Genomic DNA, 21,715 nt, shown 5'->3' with positions numbered 1-21,715 from the left:
GTTATTTAGGTTTATCCATTTAGACGGCTAAAATGGCGATAACTTAGCTTATTTGTGGTGTTTTTATGCTATTCGCGTCGTTAGCTGCTCAGGCCAGTCCTTTGTCCGCTCAACAAATCAAGGATTTACAGTCGTTGGTAAGCCAGTTGAATCCTATTCAGCAGGCCTGGGTCAGTGGTTATCTGGCTGCGGCTGCTCAATTATCCGGACAAACTGCCGCTCCTTTGCAACAGAGTAGCGAAAGTGCCGTGCTGACTATTCTCTATGGCTCACAAACTGGCAATGCCAAAGCCGTAGCGAATAAAATTAAAGCGGCCGCTGAGCAGCAAGGCATAGCTGTGAAGTTAACAGATATTGGCAGCTATAAAACCACTCAATTGGTGAAAGAAAAATACCTGCTGATTGTCACCTCGACCTATGGCGAAGGTGAGCCGCCAGAAAGCGCTGTGGCTTTTCATAAATTCTTATTCAGCAAAAAAGCACCTAAGCTCGACGGCTTGCAATTCGCCGTGCTGGGTTTAGGCGATACAAGCTATGAATTCTTCTGTAAAACAGCCATAGATTTTGACGAGCAACTGGCGGCTTTAGGTGGCAAAAGATTACACGCCCGTGCTGATCTGGACGTTGATTATGCGGCGCAGGCTGCCAGCTGGACTGAAACCGCAGTTCAGGCTTTTGCGCCAGAGTTAAAACAGGCTGCAGGTTCAGCCCAAGTCATTGCATGGCCAGGTGCTACAGCCACAGCGGCGCATGACAGCGCTTATACTAAAGAAACACCTTATCTGGCTGAGTTATCAGTCAATCAGAAAATCACTGGCCGCGATTCGACGAAAGACGTGCGTCATATCGAAATTTCTTTGGCTGATTCAGGTATTACTTATCAGCCTGGTGATGCTTTGGGTGTGTATTTCCTTAATGACGATAAAGCTGTCGAGGCTATTCTTGCTGCGACAGGTTTGGATGGTGCTACGGAAGTGCAGTTGGCAGGCCAAAGCTATGGTTTAAAAACTGCGTTAACTGAACATTTAGAGCTGACTCAGTCCTATCCAAGCTTTGTCGAAAAGTATGCAGAAGCCACAGCTAACAGTGAATTGCTGGAGCTGGTCAAAGATAAAGCGGCGTTACGTCAGTATCTGGACAGCCGCCAGACTTTAGATGTGATTTTACAAAACCCTGCGCCTTTAACGGCCCAGCAATTAGTGGATGCGTTGCGTAAACAGCAACCCCGTTTGTACTCCATTGCGTCTTCTCAGGCTGAAGTGGGGGACGAAGTGCATTTAACGCTAGGTGTGGTGCGTTACGACGCTTTTGGCGACACCCATTTAGGCGGAGCTTCAGGTTTCCTGGCAGAACGCTTGGAAGAAGGCGCTCAATTAAAAGTATTCGTGGAACACAACGACAACTTCCGTCTGCCTGACCATGAAACGCCTGTCATTATGATAGGGCCTGGTACAGGTATAGCGCCGTTCCGCGCTTTCCTGCAGGAAAGGGATCAGGCCGGAGCTACAGGTCAGAACTGGTTGTTTTTTGGTAACCCGCACTTTACTCAGGACTTCCTGTATCAGGTGGAATTGCAGGATTATTTAAAACGTGGTGTGTTGAGTAAGCTGGATGTGGCTTTTAGCCGCGATCAGGCGCAGAAAGTTTATGTGCAGGATAAATTACGCTTAAAAGCCGAAGAAATCTGGACCTGGTTACAACAAGGCGCTTATCTATATATCTGTGGTGATGGTAATAAAATGGCCAAAGATGTACACCAGGCCTTGCTCGATATAGCGCAACAACAAGCTGGCCTCAACGCAGAAGAGGCGGAACAGTACTTTGACGATTTACGTCAAGCCAAACGTTATCAGAAGGATGTGTACTAATGACTAAGTCAATTAACCCGGATTTGCAGGTACAAGGTCAGCTATCTGATAACGAACGGCTGAAAAAAGACAGCCATTTATTACGTGGCACTATCACTAAAGATTTAAAAGACGAGATCACCGGTGGTTTCAACGGCGACAACTTTATGTTGATCCGCTTCCACGGTATGTATCAGCAAGATGACCGCGATATCCGCCCTGAACGCGCTGAACAAAAGCTGGAACCTCTGCATAACGTCATGTTACGTGCCCGTATGCCGGGCGGTATCATCAAACCAGAACAATGGCTGGCGATTGACGAGTTTGCGGCGGATAACACCATCTATGGCAGTATTCGTTTAACCACCCGTCAGACCTTTCAGTTCCACGGTGTATTAAAGCCAAAGATCAAAGGCATGCACCAGATGCTGAACAGCATAGGTATCGACTCTATAGCGACAGCTGGTGATGTAAACCGCAATGTGTTGTGTACCTCTAATCCGGTCGAGTCGGTATTGCATCAACAGGCTTATCAGTGGGCGGCGAAAATTTCTGAGCATTTATTGCCAAAAACCAAAGCCTACGCAGAAATCTGGCTGGATGAGCAGAAAGTAGAGACCACAGAAGTTGAACCTATTCTGGGTGAAGCCTACTTGCCACGGAAGTTTAAAACCACAGTGGTGATCCCGCCGCAAAACGACGTGGACGTGCATGCAAACGACTTAAACTTTGTCGCTATTGCCGAAAACGGTCAGTTGGTGGGTTTTAACGTGCTGGTGGGTGGTGGCTTGGCCATGACTCACGGCGATAAAGGCACTTACCCACGTAAAGCCGAAGACTTTGGTTTTATTGGTCTGGAGCATGTGTTGGCTGTCGCTGAGCATGTGGTGACAGTGCAGCGTGATTATGGCGACAGGGTCAACCGTAAAAATGCCAAAACCAAATACACCATAGACCGAATCGGTGTGGATGTATTTAAAACCGAAGTGGAAAAACGTGTTGGCGTGAAGTTCCAGCCAAGCCGTGCTTATGAATTTACCGGCCGTGGCGATCGTTTTGGCTGGGTAGAAGGCATAGACGGTAAACATCACTTAACTGTCTTTATCGAAAACGGCCGTATTCTGGATTATCCGGGCAAAACCTTAAAAACAGGTGTGGCTGAAATTGCCCGAATTCATAAAGGCGATTTTCGCATGACAGCGAATCAGAATCTGATTATCGCTGGCGTCGCGGTTGAAGATAAAGCCCGTATTGAAGCTTTGGCCCGTCAGCATGGCCTGATTAACGACAGCGTGACAGAGCAGCGCAAAAACTCTATGGCTTGTGTGTCCTTACCTACTTGTCCACTGGCGATGGCGGAAGCTGAACGTTATTTACCAACCTTAGTCACTTATGTTGAAGAGTTGCTGACCAAACATGGTGTGCCTGATGACCACATTATTTTACGTGTGGTGGGCTGCCCTAACGGTTGTGGTCGAGCCATGCTTGCCGAAGCTGGTTTAGTCGGTCGTGGTCCTGGCAAATACAACTTGTATTTAGGCGGCAACACTCAAGGCACCCGTATTCCAAAGCTGTATTTAGATAACGTGGCTGAAGCCGAAATTCTGCAGGCGCTGGATGGCTTGATTGGTCGTTGGGTGCTCGAACGCAGCAGCGGCGAATGTTTTGGTGATTTTGTCGTTCGTGTTGGCGTTGTAGCCGAAGTGAAAGTATCAAAAACCGACTTTCATGCCTGAGTTTAGTTTTAAGTATGCCCTGATTAGTTGTTAAAGGCTGCCAGGGCAAGAGAGGCAGATTATGAGTCAGTATAAACAGCTGCTACAGCTGGACACAGAACAACAGCAACAACTGCTGGCTGAAGCCAACCAGCTGCTGCTGCCTTTAACTCCGGCAGAACGGGTGCAATGGGCTTTGCAACATTTGCCGGATCAGCAGATTTTAAGTTCCAGCTTTGGCATTCAGTCTGCCGTGATGCTGCATCTGGTGACCACTGAGCGGCCTGATATTCCGGTGTTACTCACCGACACTGGCTATCTGTTTCCTGAAACTTATCAGTTTATTGATGAGCTGAAAGAGCGATTGCAGCTGAACCTGAAAGTCTATCGTGCTCACTTAAGCCCGGCCTGGCAGGAGGCCCGTTTTGGTAAGTTATGGGAAAACGAAGCTGGTATTAAGCAATACAACCATATGAATAAAGTGGAGCCTTTGCAGCGCGCTTTAAAAGAGTTGAATGTAGGCACCTGGTTCAGTGGTTTACGTCGCAGCCAGTCCAGCACCCGTGCTGACAAAGATATAATCGAAATCAGCCGTGGCACTGTCAAAGTGCAGCCTATTATCGAATGGTCAAATAAAGACGTGTTTTATTATTTAAAACAACACGATTTACCTTACCACCCGCTGTGGGAGCAAGGTTATGTTTCTGTTGGCGATGTGCACTCTACCCGAAAACTTGAACTGGGTATGACAGAAGAAGACACTCGTTTTAACGGCTTTGGTCGTGAGTGTGGTATCCATCTGGATGGAGACGGTATTTAGTTTCCATCCATTGCGCTCCCTGTCGTTAAAGCCTCAACCACTGGACGGCGAAATCGCACCGATTATCGCCTTTGTCCCTTAAGTGAATAAAAATAACTTGTAGTTAACAAGCTGAACTATTACATTCTCATCGGTAAAAAACCTGTACTGGGTTTGTGTAATCAGAGCCCTGAGCTGGCCTGATAAAAGGGCACTAGGGAGCTGGATGTGGGGTGGTTGGGTCGTTATTTGCGGCTGAGGACTCAGGATTTAGATAAAGCTGATAGTGCGTTTTGGCAACAAAGTGTGCTGCGCATTATCATGTTGTCTGGTCTCTGCCTGGTGTCTGTTATCGTGTTCCACAGTTCGTGGCAAGCGTGGCAACTGGGGGCTTACCAGGTTATTGCTCTCACTTCGTTGTTTTATGTTGCCTTAGTTTCCGCTCTGCTTCTCTCCAAAAAACATACCAAAAAAAGTGCTGCTGCCTTGCTGGCGATTGTCGTTTTAGCTGGTCTTTGCATTTTGTTGTTTAACGATGATTTTGAAATGGGCAAGCTGGGTATCATTTTTATCTACACCTTGCCAATGATCAGCCTGATGTTTTTTGGTTTCAGAATAGCGTTAGCTTTTATGGTTCTGAATTTCATTCCTTTTATTTATCTGCTTCAAAATCAGGCTCCGGGTAATTTGTTTGGTTTATCTATTACTTTGCCTGGCAGCCACAGTTATTTGCATGGTTTGTTATTTCTGTTTTTTAATTTGTGTATACCACTGGCTGCAGCCCGCGTGTTCAGCACCTTAAAACGCAGCGCAGGCCAGCTTTCTGAGTTGAATCAAAATCTGGCTCAAAGCCATGATTATTACGAAGAGTTATTTGAGCATAATGGTTCAGCTACTGTGTTGGTGACAGCCTCTGGTGACATTATCAAATGCAATAGTCTGGCGTCGCAGGTGCTTGGGCTTGAGCCTGGGCAACAAGCTAATTTATTGTCCTTACTCAGTTTTGTTCAGGATGGGCAATTGCAAGGGCATTGGTTGAAAGGCAAAGTGGAATGCAACTTAAAAAGTCGCCCTGAATCCAGTTTGGTATTAAAACATGTGATGCTGACCCGCTCCGGGCATCATGTGGTCAGCTTGCAGGAAATCAGCGCTTTACGGCAATTGCAACAACAGCTGAAACAAAGCCAGAAAGTACAGGATAGCTGGTTGCATTATGACAGCTTAACCTGTTTGCCGAATCTGGCCGGTTTTACTGAGTTGGCCAATTACAAACAAGAACAGTTAGCTCTGCATGAGTTTGCGCTGGTGGCTATTATCCGGCTGCGGCATGTCAAAACACTGAATCAACAATATGGTTATGAGTTTGGTAGCCAGTTATTACAACATTTCTCCAAAGTGGCTAAGGCGGCTTTGCCCTCAGATGCAGTGCTAGCCAGGGTACGGGGTGTTAAATTTGCACTGTGGTTAAAAGGCGATTTAAACGTGCTGGACCCGAAACAGCTGGCGCAGGCTATTGCCAGCCAATTGCCGGTTGAACTGACTGTCGGGCCTTATACTGCTCGTATGAGTTATCAGTTTGGCGTCAGCTTCACTGAACTGCGGGACAATCACAATGCACAACAACTGATTGAACAATGTGAGCTGGCGCTGGAGTTATCTGACCCAAATCAGGTGGTCGGTTTTTATGATCAGCAGCAGGCTCAGCAACTGGAGCACGATTATCAGCTGTTAAATTCCTTTCGTGATGCGATACGGCAAAAACATCTGGAGTTGTGGCTACAACCTAAGGTCGACCCACAAGGTAAAATTCAAAGCTTTGAAGCCTTAAGTCGCTGGTTTATTGATGGGCAGGCGATAGCACCCGATTGTTTTGTATTAATGGCAGAACGTCATGGCTTAATGACGATGTTTTCGCGTTTAGTGTTGCAGCAAAGCGTCAGTATTTTACAAAGCTGGCAGCAGCAAGGTTTGTTATATCCCATAGCGATCAACCTCGGCGGTCCTGAGCTGTTGGATGACAGTTTTTTTGCTGAACTGATGAGCTTAAGTGCTGATCACCCCTGGCTTACCCGTTACCTGCAACTGGAAATCACCGAAACCAATATTGCAGTGCAGCAACCTTTATTGCATAAGCGTTTAAAGGCGTTGAACCAGTATGGTTTTAGCATTTCTATCGATGATTTTGGTACAGGCCATTCGTCGTTAAGTCAGTTGGTCGATTGCCCGGCTGACACCATCAAAATAGACAGGCGTTTTGTCAGCTGTATCCCACAAGACAGTCGCACAGTCCGTATTTTACATACCACTATTCAACTGGCTAAAGCCTTAAATTTGAATATAGTGGCCGAAGGGGTGGAAAACGATATTCAGCGCCGCTTCCTGCAAAGCCTGGGTTGCCAGCTGATGCAAGGTTATTTATTTGGCCGCCCGGCTCCTGCTTTGTATTGGGAGAATTTATTGTCGCCCAAGTTAGCCGGATTAGAATTAAGCTCGAAGCAGGCATAAGGAAATGCCGTTCAGTTTCTGTCCAGTTTTGCTGGATACACTGAGTTAAACAGTAAATTAGGGACAATGCTTATGTTGAATAAACTACTGACCAGCCTGGTACTTTTAACTCTGGTGGGCTGCTCAGACTCTTCTGACTCTCCTGTTACCGTACAGCGGCCTAATGAATCGGGCGTCTATCCTCCTGTTTTTGTCGAAGCTCCAACTGACAGGCTCATTTTATGGGTTGCAGCCGAAAAACGTGAGTGTATGGCGGTCGGGCCTACTGAATGTCTGCAAATTCGCCATCACCCTGAAGAGGACTGGCAACTGTTTTATGGTGATATTGTCGGTTTTGATTACCAGCCAGGTCAGCTTTATCAAATCGAAGTCAGCGAAGTGATGATCCCTGATCCGCCTGCTGATGCACCCGACCGGCAATGGATATTGCGGCAGATTATAAGCACCGACAGCGAATAAACTGTGGTCTGAAAATAGCTTTCTGTATTTTTCCGGTAAAGGGTGTACAAATCAGCAGCAAATTACGGCATGCTGTAGTCAATAGAATAAAAATGACGCATGAGGTCATAGGCTTGAGATTTTGGTCTGGTGTAATTTTTCTGCTGCTGATGCAGTGCTCAGTTCAGGCAACTGAGACTTTGACATCCCGTTTGCTTGAGTTGGAGGAATTAGCTGTTGATCAGTTTGCAAAAGCCGATCCTGAATTTCAGCAATTGCTCAATACTCTGTCTGAACCAGAGCAACTATTGCGGGTACAGCAAAGTTACTGTTGGGTGATGGCCGTGCAGGAGCCTGCGCGGGGTTTACAACTGGCCGAAGAGTATAAAAAACAGCAGCAGGATTTAGTGTGGCAATTGCGGTTTTTATTGTGTGAAGGTTATGCCAAAGAGCAGCAGGATAAAACGGCTGAAGCCATGCTGGATTATCAGCGGGTGCTCTCTTACAAAGAGGCTGAGACTGATCCTGAATTACATGCCAAAGCTTTGGTGTTGCGTGGTGAACAATATGCCCTGAATGCCGCTTATGCTGATGCTCTGGTCGATTTGCAAAAGGCTTATCAACTGGAGCTGTCGAATGGCACAAAAGGGCGACAAAATTATGTGGCCAATGCACTAGCTAATTTGTATTCCGATGCAGCAGTAGGGGATTATGACCAAGCCATCACACTGTATCAAAAATCGCTGGAACACTGGCAAAGTAGTGGTAACTTGCAAGGGCAGGCCACTGCTTTGTTCAATTTAGGCGGAACTTACGAAAGCGCTGGTCAACTGGAATTGTCACTGAACTATTTAAATCAGGCGCTGGCTATTGATCAACAGCGGGGTGATTTAGATGAGATTGCGTACGATAAACGATCGGTTGCCCGGGTACTGACCAAGTCAGGGCAGGCAGACAAAGCTCTGGTGCTGCTGAACGAAGCTATAGCTCATTACCAATCCAGCTCTGATGCGCAAATGCTGGCTTATTGTCAGCTCAGCCGCGCTATCAGTTACAGGACCTTGAAACTGTATCCAGAGGCTCGCCAGGATTTTGAGTCGGCTATGAGCTATTTTGGGCAAAAGCCAGATCTGCGTTTTGAAGCCTTGTTGTACAAAGAATATGCTGTGTTGCTGGCGGAAATGCAGCAATGGCAGGACGCTTTTGTTATGCAGCAAAAGCAACAACAAAAAGATGCTGAAATTCAGCAACAACTGCTCGATCAGCGCACCTCCCGTTTAAAAATCCAGTTACAAACTGAGCAAATCCAACGCGAAAAAACTGAACTGGAAGTAAAAAATGCAGCTCAAAGGCAAGCGTTAACAGACGGAGAGAAGCTCAGGTTTTGGCAATATCTGGCTTTGTTATGCGCTTTGTTAATGATTTTGGCTATGTTGTTTTTATTTAGCCGGCAAAGGGCTTTGTCTGCGCAACTAAAAGATATGGCGTTAACTGATGAATTAACTCATCTGCCCAACAGGCGTCACACCCTGGCTTTAGCGCAACAGCTATGGCATCAACAGCAGCCTTTTTGTGTGTTGGCTATAGATATTGATTTTTTTAAGCGGATTAATGATCAGTATGGCCATGCTGCAGGCGATTTGGTTTTGCAAAAGGTCGCTTATTGCCTGCGACAAGAATTGCGTCCAGTGGACAAGCTTGGGCGGGTTGGTGGGGAGGAATTTTTAGTCCTGTTGCCCGGTACTGAGCTCAATAGTGCTAAGGCTATAGCGCAACGTTTGTGTAATGCAGTGGCCGCATTAGAGTGGCCGCAACTGGAAAATTCCTATCAGGTCACTATTAGCCTTGGGGGCGCTCAGCTCGGTCAACACAAAGACTTTATGCAACTGTGGTGTTCTGCTGATGAGGCTTTGTATAAAGCAAAACAAAATGGCCGTAACAGAACAGAACTGGCCGACTAATATAGCTGGTTACATAGCACTTAATCATTTTTTTCGAGGCTTTTCCTATGTTGCTTCAAGGCTGTCAGCTTAGTGTTATAAAACTCCCTACGCTCTGGTTCATAGGCATAATCCATGGCTTGTTCCACCAGGCGTTGAGCTGATTTGAAGTTTTTTTCCTTCAGGTACAAACCTATTAACGCCAGGTTAGCGTTATGCAGGTAAGGTGCTTTTTCCAGTAGTTTTTCGTAATAGCGTTTGGCATGGCTGAATTGTTGATTACGTTCAGCATCTATGGCTAAAGCTAACCATGCGTATGGATTATCGTCCTCATTGGTCAGCAGTTGTTGATTGATTTTTTCCAGCAGTTGTTGGTTATCCATTTTTATCGCCAGATCACGGTAATTGGTCAGCAGAGTGATACGGTTGTCTTTGAGCTTCATTCCATAATCAAACCATTGAGTTGCTTCTGCGTAGGCATTTTTCCGGTGATACATCAATGCCGTCATATTCACCGCTGGATTATAGGTTGGGTCCTGCTCTAAGGCTTTTTGACTTAAAAAGAACGCCTTATCGCTATCGCCTTGCAGCAAGGCATCTGCGGCGAGGTTGCTGTACAGCATGGCGTGAAAGCGGGCAACCTGAATGTCCTGCCCTGTTAAATGAGTGTTATCCGGGAAGTAGTCGATAATCAGTGCGCCTCTTTGTAGCAACAGATTGCCTTTTTCCTGCTTCGGCGTTGCCTTGTAAAGATAAGTACGGATGTGGTTTGAACTGATGAAAATGTTATTTTTGTAATCAATCAAAGGTTCCTGATAAATCACTTTGTAGCCCACTTCAATATTGGCCAGTTTTGCCAGCGCCGAAGTAACTAAAGCCAAAGTCATGCAGTTGCCCCTGCGTTGTTGCAAGGCAAGCTGTGCGCTGTAATTGGCACCCTCGTAGGTAAAATACATCAGCTTATTTTGCAGATAATTGTAAAGTCGGTATTCAGCCGTATAAGTGGCTTGCTCCTGGCTATGAAAATAATCTAAAAAATCCTGTTGCTGCTCGTCGTTCAGGTAAAACAGTTGCTCCAATTGTGGCAGACTGGCAGCTTGCCGGAACAGACTGGCTGATGTAGCCGGGAGCTGTATAAGCTGCGGGGAGGGCTGTTTTGTTGTACAGCTTTGTATTGCAATGACAGACAAAAGCAGAATAATTTTAGCGAGTGACATAGTCCATCCGTCCAACACATACTTTGCTATAAACTAACATCCGCTTCTGTGAAATTAAAGTCCCTGTTTTATCTCTGGCGGCGATGAAGCTCAGACAACTCCGACTTGCCCAGACGGCAGATTCAAGGCAAAATCGGGCACTTATTCCTATAACTGTGGCGCGCACCACAGCAGCAACAGAGAGTCCGTATGACATCCACTGTATCCCGTCCATGGCAAAAACTTCTGCAACTGGGGTTAGTGCCACAAATTATTATTGGTATTTTATTAGGTGTGCTGGTGGCGGTGGTATCGCCTGAACTGGCAAAAAACTTATCCTTGTTGGGTACCTTATTTGTAAAAGCTTTAAAAGCCATAGCGCCTTTATTGGTGTTTGTGTTGGTCGCTTCAGCTATTGCCAATAAACAAGCGTCTGAAAGTGGCAGTATTAAGCCTGTGTTAGTGCTGTATCTGTTTGGCACCTTTTTAGCTGCGGTGGTCGCAGTACTACTGAGCTTTATGTTTCCTACCACGCTCGTGTTGACTGCTGTGCCAGAAGCTATCGCTGCGCCTGAAGGTATCAGTGAAGTATTAAAAGCTTTATTGCTTCAAGTGGTGGATAACCCTATCAATGCCTTGATTACCGGCAACTATATAGGCGTTTTAGCCTGGGCTGTGGGTTTAGGTCTGGCGTTGCAACATGCCAGTAAAAGTACCAAATTAGTCTTTTCTGACCTGTCACATGGCGTATCCTCTTTAGTACGTTTTATTATCCGTTTGGCGCCTTTTGGTATTTTGGGTCTAGTCGCTGATACCATAGCCACTACAGGTTTTGCTGCTTTAGCCAGTTATGGCCAACTGATTGCTGTGCTGTTAGGTGCTATGGCGATTATCGCTTTTGTGGTGAACCCGCTGCTGGTGTTTGCTAAAACAGGCTCTAACCCTTATCCGCTGGTCTTTACCTGTTTGCGTGAAAGTGGTGTCACTGCGTTTTTTACCCGCAGTTCAGCCGCCAATATTCCGGTCAATTTGCAGCTCTGTGAAAAGCTGAAATTAAACGAAGAAATCTACGGCGTATCTATTCCGTTGGGCGCGACCATCAATATGGCTGGTGCTGCTATTACCATCACAGTGCTGACGCTGGCGACAGTTAATACGCTGGGTATAGAAGTTGATTTTGCCAGTGCTATTTTACTGAGCATTATTGCGACTGTATCGGCTTGTGGCGCTTCTGGTGTGGCTGGTGGTTCTTTGTTGCTCATTCCACTGGCTTGTAGCTTATTTGGTATTCCGAACGAAGTGGCAATGCAGGTGGTGGCGACTGGTTTTATTATTGGTGTGATTCAGGATAGCGCTGAAACTGCTCTGAATAGTTCGACTGATGTGGTCTTTACTGCAGCAGTGTGCCAAAGCCAGAATCCACAAAGCTGATACTTGATCAGAATAAAGAAAAACCCCGCTATAGAGCGGGGTTTTTTATGGAACAAAGTTAGCCGAACTGAAGTGTAAGCTATTGCTTACGTCTGCGACCTAAGGCAAGCAAAGCAAATACAATCAAGATACCAAACTGTATAGCGCCGCTGCTTTGGCCATGAGAAGCCGGTACAGGTTTTGATGGCGTCCCACTGCCCGGTGCAGGTGTTGGTGCAGGTTCTTCCGGGGCTGGAGCTTCGGCATCCGATAAATCAATTTGCCAGACTTGTAAATCTGAGCCTTCTTTTATTGCCCTATGGTCAGTTAAGCCCCCTAATACAAAGACTTTATCATCTTTAATAGCAACGGCAGGATCCGTCAGGCGCACTGTGGCTAACATTGTTTTTTGCCAGCTACTGCCATCAAATGTTTCTGCGTCAGCAAATCCCTGATCTGCTTTGTGACCTCCGCCTGTGCGGCCAAAGAGTACATGTACTTTGCCTTCGTGTCGCACCACGGCTGCGCCACCTCGTGCTGTTAGCATAGGCTCAGCTTCGCTCCAGTTTTCTGTCGCAGGATCAAATTGCAGTACAGAGTTTACTGCTGGCATGCCGCTGTTATCCCAAGGCATGGCATAACCACCATATAAACTAATAAGTCCTGTAGCAGGATCCAGATCGGCAGTAGCGCCAGCCAGGTTTGTTGGCATATCCTGGCCTTGCGACCATTGGTTGGTCTCTGTGTCATAAACATGCACCTGGTTACTGACATCTGCAGCGTAGTAAGCCGGGTATTTACCTGTCACACCACCAAACACATAGATCTTCTTGCCTGCTAACACTACAGAGGGATAACCTGCTGTTTGTGGCAAGCGGGTGTCCAGCAGACTCCAACTGGTGGTTTGAGTATCAAACAGGTAAATGCGATCACTTGAATTGCTTTGAGCATCAAAACCACCCAGCAGATAGATTTTGTCAGCCACGGCCACAGCCTTGGCACCGCTGAGAGCCACAGGAATCGCCCATGCTGTACTGCTGCTGCTTGTTTTGCTATTCAGATCAAAACGTTCAACAGAAGTGACAGGGCTGTTATTGCTCCAGCCGCCAATGACCCACAATGCATCCCCTACCTGGGCATAAGCAGCTTCAGTGCGTGGTGTTGCCATTTTTGCTATAGCTTCAGGGACTTTTGCCACAGTAAAACAGGCGTTCTGACTGGCAAAGCTCAGGGCTGGTACCACTTCAATCTGGGATGCTCCATATGGTGTTGCCTGATCCAATCTGACTTTAATTTCGGATTCAGACCAGGACACCAGTTCCAAAGGCAGCTTGGTATCCGTTTGTTTCAGATACACCTGACCGCCGTTTTTACCAAAGTTGTGGCCTTTAATGCTGATGATGGCACCAGGGCCTGCAGCTTTGGGGGATATGGCCCAAACCGCAGCTTTGCTGATCATGCCAGGTGTTAGCGCCAGATCAGCTCTTAGCATGCCGCCAGTTACGCTGCTGCGGGCTAAGTCTGCATAGGGCATTGCCGCATTCATCAGTGCTGCTTTTACATCCAGAGCTGTCGCATCTGGATACTGTTCCCAAACTAAAGCGGCGACGCCTGACACCAGGCCCGCAGCAATAGAGGTACCACTGTAGCTTTGGTAGTGACCATAAAAAACAGGAGTGGTGGTTTGTATCTCAAAACCTGGCGCCATTAAGTCTACATTGCTGCAGCCTATATAGCTGCTGAAAAAAGGCCCTGTTTTTGTTGAGTCTGCAGCTCCTACAGCCACTATATGGTCTAAATCAAAGTTAGCCGGGTAGCTTGGCTGTATATCCGCATCGTCATCGCCATTGCTGGTGGAGGCAATAATTAAAATGCCGGCCTCTTGCGCCGCTGCTAAGGCATCATAAATAGCCTGACTGTAACTGACTCCACCCCAACTGGCATTAATGATCACTCGTGGTAACTGCATTTTTTCTTTCATGGCAATGACATATTCAATGGCTTCCACTGCATAAGCATCGCTGACCAGATAAGAGTCCATCACTGCCAAAGACATTAGCTGAACATCCCATGCTACACCTGTCACACCCTGGCCATTATCGCCTTTTGCACCTATCACACCGGCCACAGCTGTGCCATGTGGGAAAATATCTACGTATTCAGTGCCGCTGAGTTCAATACCATGGATATCGTCGATATAACCATTGTTATCATCGTCAATGCCGTTGCCGGCAATCTCGCCTGAATTCACCCACATATTGTCCACTAAGTCAGGGTGTTGGGTTTCAACAGGGCTGTCAATTACCGCTACTACCACATTGGCTGCACTGGTACGAATATCCCATGCTTCAAGTGCGTTAATATCGCGATCCGGGATGCCATAGTAATAGCCACTATCCGGAGTGCCCATTCTTTGGCCGATATTTGATAAACCCCACTGCAATGCAAAATCAGGATCATTAGGGGTAGTGGCACGCAATTCCCGCAAAAAGTCCTGTTCGGCATAATCAACTAAAGTACTTTGCCGCAGCTCCTGTACCACTGAGGCTGTATCCTGGCTGGTTGCGATGCTAATCACACCAGAGCGCGGAAATATATGCAGCACTCTGGCATCGACTCCGGCTAACAGGCTTTTTACTTCAGCACTAAGTTGATTGCTATCTGCCTGAACTAACTGTTGATCTTTGAGTTTCAGCAACACACGTTGTGTCACTTTATGATCAGACTCTGTGCCTTGTTCTGGTGCAGCATGAGCAGAAAAAACAGGCAACACACTTAAAGCGAAGATGGCTTTGAGCCAGGCTGCTTTTTTCACCTGACGCAGTCGCAACAGTGCAGTGCTTAACATCAACAGGAAAAATGCACCAACAGAACCACCGCTGTGAGTGTCAGCCGCCGGTGGAGTGACAGGTGGAAGCGGAACTGGTGGTTGTTCAATTTGTACTTCAGGTCTTTGCATTAACCTAAAACCTCTTACTGTGTCAGACATGCCAGAAGTAAAATAAAATTTATCCTGTCCTTCTGCATTAGGTTGCGACGTGCCGCCTCCGAGAATGAACGCCTGTTCACCCTGTTTAACAGCTGCAGTGCCATAAAGTGCTTGATCCGTATGTGTCGCCACTGTCCAGCCAGTGCCGATTAGAGTTTCAGCTGTGGCTGATGAGTCTCTGAATCCTCCGTCAAAAAAGGTGGTACCGTTAGTACCAAATAAGGCATAAATGGCATCATTATGAGTCAGCAGACTGAAATTACTGCGGGCTTCCAGCATGTCCGGTAAATCCTGCCATTGACCCGTAGTCACATCCAGTTGCTGCACAGTTTTGACTGCGCCTTGTTCACCTATGGTTTGACCTCCGGCAAGGATAATCCCTTTGCCATCAGGGCTGACCGTTGCAGCAGAACCTTTAAGTGGCACCTCTAAAGTGGCTACTTGGCTCCAGCTGTTGGCTGCGGGATCGTAGGCATAGACTTTGTCTGAAATATCATCATGTTGGGTGGGGTCGTAGCTATATTTGCTATTCAGGCCACCAAAAACATAAAGTTTGTTTTGGTAGACGACTGAGGCCGCATAAGCAACGGGCTCAGGCATGGTGGCGCCAGTGGTCCATTGGCCAGTTTTGGGATCGAATATCTGTACTGTGTTGTAGGTGGCGACGTTATAAGCAAAACCTCCAGCCAGATAGACTTTACCATTGATCACACCATAAGCCGGCGCTTCGATTGCTATTGGCATAGCCCATTCACTTTTGCTTTCAGCCACATGGGTGGTCAGATTATATTTCTCTACGGATGAGGTGGTGCTTACTGCCGTATTACCACCAAAAACCCAGATATCGTTATCTATCAGAGCTGCAGCCGGGAAAGATCGTGCTGTCACTAAGGAGCCTTTGTGTTCAGCGTTATCAGCAACAGGCAGGCAGACATTCGCTGAATGTAATGCTGCAGTGCTGACCACTAAACTCGCCTGGCCATAGGCAGTCTCCTTCGGAAGTTCTACGGAGATCTGTTTTTCCTGCCAGTCCAATACTTTCAACTGACTGGTTTGTTCGCCCTGGATCAGAGTAACCTGACCCGAAGTGCCAAATTTGTCACCTGAGATGGTGATGGTTTCGCCTGGTCTGAAACCGTTATCCGAGAGTTGCCAGACCACAGGTGCAGTTGTTGAATGCTGCAGCGCTTTATCAGCCTTGATCAAACCCGAAGACAAAGACAAGCCGGCTAAATCATCCAAAGGTTGGGCTGCGTTTAACAGTGCATTTTTTACTTCCCGCCAGTCCCAATCCGGATGCTCGGCCCAGGTTAAGGCGGCAATACCAGAAACTAAGGCTGCTGACGCTGAGCTGCCACCCAAAGCTGCCAATTCACCAGAGTTCGCTTTACCGCCGACGCTTAATGTCCAGATGTTTTCGCCGGGAGCCATCACATCCACTGTACTGCAGCCCTGGTTAGACAGCGTGACTTTGCCTTTATAGCTGACTGCCGCAGCGCCGACACTGACGATATTGTCTATATCTGCGCTGGCAGGGTAAAAGGCTTTGTAGTCGTTATTCTGGTTAGCATTACCAGCGGCAGCAACGATCAGAACTCCTTCATCTGCTGCCATTTGCAGTGCGTCATTCAGAGCTTCACTATAAGTGTACTGACCAAAACTCAGATTGATGACTACTCTGTCCAGGCCATATTGCTGCTTTGCTGCCAGTAAATATTCGATGCCTTCGATAATGTAGGCATCTTTAATGTTGCCTGATTCATCGCTGACTTTAAGTATCATCAGCTGCGCCTTCCAGGCCGCTCCTGTAGTCAAATACTCATTGTTACCCTCTGCAGCAATAATACCTGCCACCTGCAGGCCATGGCCATCTAAGTGGTTTCCTACCTCACCTGGCTGCCAGTCATAGGCTGGCGCAATGCCATAAATATCATCAACATAGCCATTGTTATCGTCGTCTTCATAGTTGAATGCGATTTCGCCAGGATTAGTCCACAGATTGTTGACTATATCTGTGGATGCATTGGCTCCATTATCAAAAACAGCCACCAGTACGTTGCTGGCATCTGTTCTGATCCCCCAGGCTTCGGGTGCGTTAATATCCCTGTCCCCTAAGCCATAAGCTTCATTAGCTATATTGTATTGGCCATAGTCGTCCAGTCCCCAAAGTACGGTATAAATCTCATCCACAGGTCTTTTGACTGTACCTTGTATTTGGCGACTGTAATTGACGGAGGCATAGCTAATGTCTGCTAACAGAGCTGCACGTTCCGGCAACACGGCTCCGGCTTTTGTGCTTTTCAGTTCAACTAAACCTGACAGCGGGAAAATACGCTGGATAGTGAGTTGCTGTTTTTTCAGGCTGTGACGAAATGTTTCAGGTAACAAGCTGACTAATTGCTGCTGGTTCAGTTTTGTTTGCCCGGTTGCCTGTCTGGACTTGTAGTTTTTTTGCAAAGCATCCACTTTGACCAGGATGCTTTGTTCTGTTGGCATAGCCTGAGCTGTAAGTGCTTCTGGCGGTGCAGTGGTAATGGCCGTAGCTGGAATAGAAAACCCAAGCCCAGCCACTAACAGTGCTGAATATAGTTTGGTTTTTTTGAGAGAACTCATGGTAGTAGTCCTTAAATGGCCAGTTTGTTTTTATTGTTGTTTCTGCGATAACAGGCAACTGTGATTTGTGAGCGTCCCCGCAGCCAGAACAGTAGTCCGGCGACCAGCCACAGGGGGGATATAGCACCGCCACTGGAGTCTGGTGTAGGTTGAGGAGCCGGAGCTGCAGGTATAACCGCAGGAGCATCCAGTATGGTGACATTGACCGTGTCTTCTACGGTATTGGCACCCTGACTGACGCTCAGACGGAAGCTGAGCAAAGTGTTGCTGCTAACAACTGGCGTTTTAAAACTTGGGGTCATGTTGTAAACATCGCTGAGTTCAACTTTAGGACCTGCAACCTGAACCCAGTGGGCGGTAAGTGTTCCTAAGCCATCTCTGTCTAATGCTTCAGCACTAAGCTGTACCAGGGCATGAACTCCTTTGGTATCGTGTTCCAAAACCTGCATATCCGGTCCCATCTGCAGATAAAGAGGTCTGTTATCGCAGGCATCGCTGTTAGAACTTGCAGCCATGAAGGGCGCCGTTTGTGCTCCGGTTACTGCCACATTGTCAATCAGCCAGCCAAAATCACCGGCGAAAGCGTCAGATGCAGAAACAAAGCGCAGCCTTACTTTGCTGCCAGCTAAGCTATTTGCAAAGTCAATCTGCACGGGTTCCAGAGTTTGAGTGTCATTTAATCGGCCAACAAAAGCGGCTTCAAAAGTCTCGTTGTAGTATCCGTTATAGGGATAAACTCCGAGATCGGTAATATTAAAAAATGGGCTGCCATTCACACTAATTTGGATCAGGCCAACATCAAAACCCAGACCCGGATTTTCAGGATCTTCTTCAAAGCTAAACCAGTGACTAAAGCTCAGAACAAAGGCGTCTGTGGTACTGACTTCAATTTCCGGAGTCGTCAGGCTGATTGCACCAAAACTGCTATTGTCCGGGCCATGCCACGCTTGGTTCTGATCGTCCAGCTGAGTGACTTCCCAGCCTTGCATTGGGTTAATTGAGGTACTTTCTGTTTGCCATTGCACCCGGCTCAGACTTGGATTTTGCATATCGTCAGAGTCGCTTTCTTTGACAGGATCAAAGTTCACATACTCGGTAATATGTAAGGGTTCAGGTTTGATCACCTTGATATTGTCATCAACGTAATCATCAAACTGCAGATCTAACCCGACTTTTTCCGCTGTACTTGCCTCATTGAGCGTGACCAGTATGCTGGCGCTGGTTTCTCCAGAGGCCGAATCGGCAGGAGCGGGGAAAGTTAGCGTGCCATCGTCTGAGAAGCTGAAATTAGCATCCGACACCAGTTTTGCAGTAATGGTCTGATCCAGACTGACTGTCCCTGTGGCACGCAGTTTGATGGTCAGTTTGACTGTTTCTTCAGCGTCAATAATGCCATCTTTACTGCAGAATCCGAGGGTTCCGTTGTCGTAGTTATAGTCAATCTTGGTTTCAACAACTTTATAGCTGGCGGCTATAGCCTCAAAACTTTCTTTAATATCATCAAACACCAGACTATAACGTTCCGGTGTTTCAGCTCCGACACCCATACCCCGTTTAGCGAAAGCTTTGGCTGCCAATTCCCAGTCTTTTGCATCTGTTGCTGAGGTCACAGCTAATACAGCATCACGGGCTTCCAGAAAGGTTGGCTGGAAGGGAGTCATCTTTAAGCTGGCAATCAGGTAATCCTGCATACGCTCTTTGGCTTGCTCAAAGCTGTATCTTGGGTCATTCAGCAGGCTGGCATAAAACTCCCACAGAGTATTGGCCCAAATCTCGCCTGAAGCATGGATCTCACTGTTATCAGCACCATCATGGCCATAAGAAATAGGGGCCGTATCAGGCAGCGGCACGCCATTGACCATATGCTTAAATGTCATAGGGTAAACTGACATATCAGTGGAGAAAGGGGCACGACGTAAACCCAGATAGGTATTGTCGGTAATGTGCATACCCATACCATAAGGTCCCTGATACTTATCATTACCAGCTACAAGGCGATCTTCTTCCCGCACTGCCATCAGCAGGGCAGCAAAGTCACTCCAGCCTTCGCCCATGGCTTTGCCTTGAGTGCTGTAGTTAAGTCCTGAACCATCCCCAATCAGCCGGTTGCTGACATAATGGAAGAATTCATGGGCCACTATGCTGAAATCAACAGTGCCGTCTATATCTGTATTGGCTCTGCGTAACCGGACTGTGGCTTGTTGGTTGGAGAATAAAATCCCCATCAATTGTCCACCATTATCGCTGGTGAGCGACGCTGTAGGAATTTTAGCCGCTGGGTTGTCACCTCCTAAATGAGGCGGTTTATTGCTTTGAGCATTGTCAACAACCAGTACAGCTAAAGCACCAGCTTGTTCGGCATAGTAGGTCTTTTGGATGAAATCACAATTGCCGCGCAGTACAAGAGCTATTTTCCCGCTGATTTCGGCTGCATTGGCGAATGGGCCTTCACAACCATCAAAAGGACTGTTTATACCGTCATTGACCAGAACCACATCTGCCTCTACATCAAAAGCTGTAGGGCCATAATTGGCGCCGCCTATAGCAAAAGGACCGACATTGGCTGGAGCTAAAACTGTCACTTCTCCATCAATAACACCGTCCCATAAATACATTTGCATCACCGGGCTTTTTCCATCGCCAGGGGTGTACATATTGGCGTTGTTGCGTCCACTCCAATCCTGAGCTTCGGCAAAAATAGGGTCGCCGCCCAGGCCACCGCGGCCGTAGTTATCCATTTGGGCATTACCTGATACTTCATCCAGACCATTGTCATACCAATCGTCATGCAACCAGTTGATCAGATAAAACAGGTTTACAGTGGAGGACTTACGAGCGGTTTCAGTGGAGGGAATACCTAAAGCATCCCCCTGGTAATCAAAGACGCCAGGTGAGGTCATTTCAGGGATCATGTCGCCCAGATAGCGATCGAATCCATCGATGGCGGCTATGTCAAGATAGGCGATGACATTGTTGCCCCAGGTTTCTGTTGCATCTGCTTTGAGCCAGGGATCTCTGGTACTGATAGAACCATGACTTAATGTAACCAGTTGGTCATCAGCGGATTGTTTGGCTGGGGCGTCCTGAGGTAGCCTGGCTATAGACGGAAGTAAATCATTGCCACGAGGGCTATCCAGAGGATGCTTAGTGTCGGGATCGGCCCAGACTCTGTAGCTGACATCGGCATGACTAATTTGATTATTCTCAACCAGTACCTTGCCTGTTTCTGCTGAAATTACATAAGAAAAAGCTTTAGTTTGCTTTGTTTTGACCTCAGTGGCATGTAACTCAATTAGGTAGGCTGGCGCTAAAAGGCTGCTTTTTTCTGTGTTTCTGAAATACAGCGATTTAACTCTTACATCGTCTTTAAGTTTCCAGTTATTGGCAGTGGTGTCTGCATTCAGATGACTGTAATGATGTTTAGCGCCTTTGCTGGTCAACTTGCCTTTGAGCGGTTCAGACGTCATATGCTGATAAGCGATTTGAGCTGCTTTTTCTTCGCTGATTTTTGATACCGCAGACTGCGTGGCCACAGAAGCGGCCGCTGCTGCTTTGCTTAACTTCGTGGTCGGGGCAAAATAACCGGAAATTGCTTTCGCCTTATACTGCCTGTCCAACATCAGACTTAAAACCTGGCCAAATACTTCCTTACCTTCATGCATCTGCTGAAAACGCACTATGACAGGACCACGGCCATTGTCATGAATGTCCAGCAACTTTGCATTGGAGCTATCCATGCTTTCTATTCCGATATGAGCACCCTGGGCTTCAATACTTTGCCTGGCCAGGATTTCCACATCAGCTGCGCTTTTAGGCGATGCTTTAACCTCTGATTTATTGTTGGTAGCGCTATCATTGTTGACCCAATGAAAAGTGGTGCTGCCTAAGGAAGGATCAAAAGTGGATTTGTAGCCATTGAGCTCTGTCAGATTGTTTTTCTCAAGGGCGTAGCGTTCTTTTTTATTCGATATATCCGGAATGTCTGCTGTTGCTGCTGTAGAAAATACAGCGCTAAGCAGCATAAATGATGCGCGTTTTAACATGGTTGGCCTTGATTTTTATAATTAATGCGAAGGCTCCGGCTTGCTTTTGAGCAAACCTGAAGTCGTGCCTTTATATCTATCCTAAAATTTTTATCCAGGCGTTAGTTATGCAAGATTCGTCTGGTAGGGTGTTGGTTATAAAGTAAACGGTTAAAAACTGTCAATATCGATTGGTAGCGCAACCATTATGATTTTTGATAGGTTTTTGTGCAATTTAGCC

At 47.0% G+C, this 21,715-nt stretch carries 10 protein-coding genes; 7 read left to right on the top strand and 3 right to left on the bottom strand.

Annotated elements, in window-relative coordinates; all coding sequences use genetic code 11:
• Nucleotides 1-65 precede the first annotated feature (65 nt).
• The 6 genes from OM978_RS20065 to OM978_RS20040 all read left to right on the top strand — a co-directional run bounded on the left by OM978_RS20065 (nt 66) and on the right by OM978_RS20040 (nt 9,265).
• The gene (locus OM978_RS20065) at nt 66-1,868 is read left to right on the top strand and encodes an assimilatory sulfite reductase (NADPH) flavoprotein subunit (RefSeq protein ID WP_264344202.1); all 1,803 of its coding nucleotides are present in this window, start codon (nt 66-68) and stop codon (nt 1,866-1,868) included.
• Nucleotides 1,868-3,583, top strand: coding sequence for an assimilatory sulfite reductase (NADPH) hemoprotein subunit (cysI, locus tag OM978_RS20060; RefSeq protein WP_264344201.1), 1,716 nt, complete (start codon nt 1,868-1,870; stop codon nt 3,581-3,583). The genes OM978_RS20065 and cysI overlap by 1 nt, the downstream gene beginning before the upstream one ends.
• A 61-nt stretch (nt 3,584-3,644) precedes the next feature.
• Nucleotides 3,645-4,382 (top strand): phosphoadenylyl-sulfate reductase, encoded by a 738-nt coding sequence (locus OM978_RS20055; protein WP_264344200.1) that lies wholly within the window; start codon nt 3,645-3,647, stop codon nt 4,380-4,382.
• A gap of 207 nt (nt 4,383-4,589) precedes the next feature.
• Nucleotides 4,590-6,866, top strand: a complete 2,277-nt coding sequence (locus OM978_RS20050; RefSeq protein WP_264344199.1) for an EAL domain-containing protein — start codon at nt 4,590-4,592, stop codon at nt 6,864-6,866.
• 72 nt (nt 6,867-6,938) lie between these two features.
• Nucleotides 6,939-7,325, top strand: a complete 387-nt coding sequence (locus OM978_RS20045; protein WP_264344198.1) for a DUF4377 domain-containing protein — start codon at nt 6,939-6,941, stop codon at nt 7,323-7,325.
• Nucleotides 7,326-7,417: 92 nt separating this feature from the next.
• On the top strand, nt 7,418-9,265 hold the full coding sequence (locus OM978_RS20040; RefSeq protein WP_264344197.1) for a diguanylate cyclase: 1,848 nt from the start codon (nt 7,418-7,420) through the stop codon (nt 9,263-9,265).
• A gap of 20 nt (nt 9,266-9,285) precedes the next feature.
• Here the strand turns inward: OM978_RS20040 and OM978_RS20035 are convergent, their stop codons facing one another.
• Nucleotides 9,286-10,461, bottom strand: a complete 1,176-nt coding sequence (locus OM978_RS20035) for a transglutaminase domain-containing protein (protein WP_264344196.1) — start codon at nt 10,459-10,461, stop codon at nt 9,286-9,288.
• A gap of 189 nt (nt 10,462-10,650) precedes the next feature.
• Between OM978_RS20035 and sstT the strand changes: the two genes are divergently transcribed.
• A complete protein-coding gene (sstT, locus tag OM978_RS20030) occupies nt 10,651-11,871 on the top strand; it encodes a serine/threonine transporter SstT (protein WP_264344195.1) in 1,221 nt (406 codons plus the stop codon).
• A 79-nt stretch (nt 11,872-11,950) separates the two neighbouring features.
• Here the strand turns inward: sstT and OM978_RS20025 are convergent, their stop codons facing one another.
• Nucleotides 11,951-17,452, bottom strand: a complete 5,502-nt coding sequence (locus OM978_RS20025) for a S8 family serine peptidase (RefSeq protein WP_264344194.1) — start codon at nt 17,450-17,452, stop codon at nt 11,951-11,953.
• An 11-nt stretch (nt 17,453-17,463) separates the two neighbouring features.
• A complete protein-coding gene (locus OM978_RS20020) occupies nt 17,464-21,495 on the bottom strand; it encodes a M36 family metallopeptidase (RefSeq protein WP_264344193.1) in 4,032 nt (1,343 codons plus the stop codon).
• Nucleotides 21,496-21,715: the final 220 nt, after the last annotated feature.

Origin of the sequence: Rheinheimera sp. MM224, from assembly GCF_947090785.1 — a bacterium.
Taxonomy (GTDB): Bacteria; Pseudomonadota; Gammaproteobacteria; order Enterobacterales; family Alteromonadaceae; genus Pararheinheimera.
This window is presented reverse-complemented; position numbering and strand designations above follow the sequence as displayed.